The 1715-nt window shown below is 56.2% G+C and carries 4 protein-coding genes; 3 read left to right on the plus strand and 1 reads right to left on the minus strand.

What is annotated here, in order from left to right; all coding sequences use genetic code 11:
* Positions 1 to 156, plus strand: a 156-nt coding sequence (locus AC1RQ9_RS18780; protein WP_485988106.1) for a helix-turn-helix domain-containing protein, incomplete at its 5' end; no start/stop codon positions are given.
* Positions 157 to 379: 223 nt separating this feature from the next.
* Here AC1RQ9_RS18780 and AC1RQ9_RS18785 read toward each other — a convergent pair.
* A complete protein-coding gene (locus AC1RQ9_RS18785) occupies positions 380 to 1099 on the minus strand; it encodes a helix-turn-helix transcriptional regulator (RefSeq protein ID WP_053324086.1) in 720 nt (239 codons plus the stop codon).
* A 69-nt stretch (positions 1100 to 1168) separates the two neighbouring features.
* Here AC1RQ9_RS18785 and AC1RQ9_RS18790 point away from each other — a divergent pair, with 69 nt between their 5' ends.
* Together AC1RQ9_RS18790 and AC1RQ9_RS18795 are read left to right on the plus strand one after the other, a co-directional pair.
* Positions 1169 to 1423, plus strand: a complete 255-nt coding sequence (locus AC1RQ9_RS18790) for a VOC family protein (protein WP_485988102.1) — start codon at positions 1169 to 1171, stop codon at positions 1421 to 1423.
* A complete protein-coding gene (locus AC1RQ9_RS18795) occupies positions 1399 to 1656 on the plus strand; it encodes a VOC family protein (RefSeq protein WP_485988104.1) in 258 nt (85 codons plus the stop codon). The genes AC1RQ9_RS18790 and AC1RQ9_RS18795 overlap by 25 nt, the downstream gene beginning before the upstream one ends.
* Positions 1657 to 1715 lie beyond the last annotated feature (59 nt).

A 1715-nucleotide genomic window follows, 5' to 3' on the forward strand; every position in this document is an offset into this window, starting at 1 on the left:
GGGCAGCGTGTGGAACATGCGAAGGACCTTCTATCGCAGACCAACAGGTCCATCATCGAGATCGCCCTGACTAGTGGCTACGAGAGTGCGAGCTATTTTGCACAAATGTTTCGCAGGGAAACCGGCATCAGTCCACGCGACTTCAGGAAGCTATGATGAAGACGGATAAGGCGGCTATTTACCTCCCTGCTCTAAATTCCTTGACCAGATAGCGGTTAAGGCAGACCTAAAAGGTCGCCTTTAGACGCTGTTTTTCTCAATGCGCAACTTTCAGTCTTGATTTCCGGTTCTCCTTCGATGGGATGCTGGCCATACGATTTCTGGGTGTCTTCGCATCAAAAACCGTTGCGGATCACGACATCCAGCGCTGTTCAACGAATTAATGGGACTTGAGCCGAGCCAGTTCCGATGCACGCCATATCTCCCAACGGCGAAGCAGTCGGTGGTATGGTTCGCCTGTCCGCTCATCCAGCTTTTCTACTGCGGTTATCCGGTCCGTACGAAAATGACGGAAGTCCTGTCGCAGTTCGCACCAAGCGATCAGTACGCGCGTGGTATCCGAATAGCCAAGAACCACTGGCCATACCGTACGCTCGGTTAGCGTACCCCGTTGATCGCAATAATGCAGGCGCAATTTCATTTCTTTACGTATTGCAGATCGAAAGTCCGCCGCGTCCACCGTATCCTCGGACGCATCAAGAGGCAGCTTCGCCGCAGTGCTCGGCGCAATGATAAATGGCTGCAGGCGCTCGGGCACGACTGCCGCGATCTTGGCAAGAACGTCCAATGCCGTACGTGCAAGCATTTCATCGCCATGGGCTGCTACCCACTGCGCGCCCAGAACGATCGCCTCAATTTCCACCGGGGTCAGCGCAAGCGGCGGCATGTCGTATCCGGAGCCGAGCACGTATCCAACGCCAGCCTCACCTGAAACGGGCACGCGCTGCCCCATCAGATGCGCGATATCGCGGTAGATCGTGCGCGTGGAGACCTCCAATTCCCCAGCCAGCGCCCGCGCCGTGATGGGGCGCGACGACCGGCGCAGGATCTGGATGATCTGAAAAAGGCGATCGGTACTGCGCAAGGGCTTTGCAATCATGCTGACAGGATGCTGTCAGCATGATTGTGCCACAAGACGGCAAACACAACCTTATGGAGGAACCGCCCGATGAAATTTGCCTCTACCCGCCTGATTGCCGCTGACATCAACGCCATGGTTGCATTTTATGAATTGGTGACCGGACAGCCTGCCGAATGGCTTGCACCCCAGTTTGCCGAAATCGTCACCCCTGGCGCGACACTCGCGATCTGTAGCGCCGAGACGGTCGCCCTGTTCAGGGAAGGAACTGCCGAACCGGGGCAAACCGCACCGCAATTCTGGAATTTAGGGTTGATGACGTGGATGCCGTATTCGCACGCCTGAAAAACAGGGTGGACGTTGTGATTGAGCCAAAGCTGCTACCATGGGGCAACCGCACGGCCCAGTTTCGCGATCCCGAGGGCACGATCATCAGCCTGTTTACGCCGTTAACCAAAGCCGCCCGCGCCCGTTTCGGAACCCGGAGACAACGGGTGGCCAACCGGTCTATTATTTCTATAAACAACATACAGGAAAGCGGGGGGAGGGGAGGCGAACGACCTAGTTCTGGGAACTAACCTGAAGAAACCGGTCATTTAGGCCCGGTGTCTCGGTTTCGTGACAGCTTTACGTCGTC

It is taken from the genome of Komagataeibacter ossonobensis (assembly GCF_057359305.1).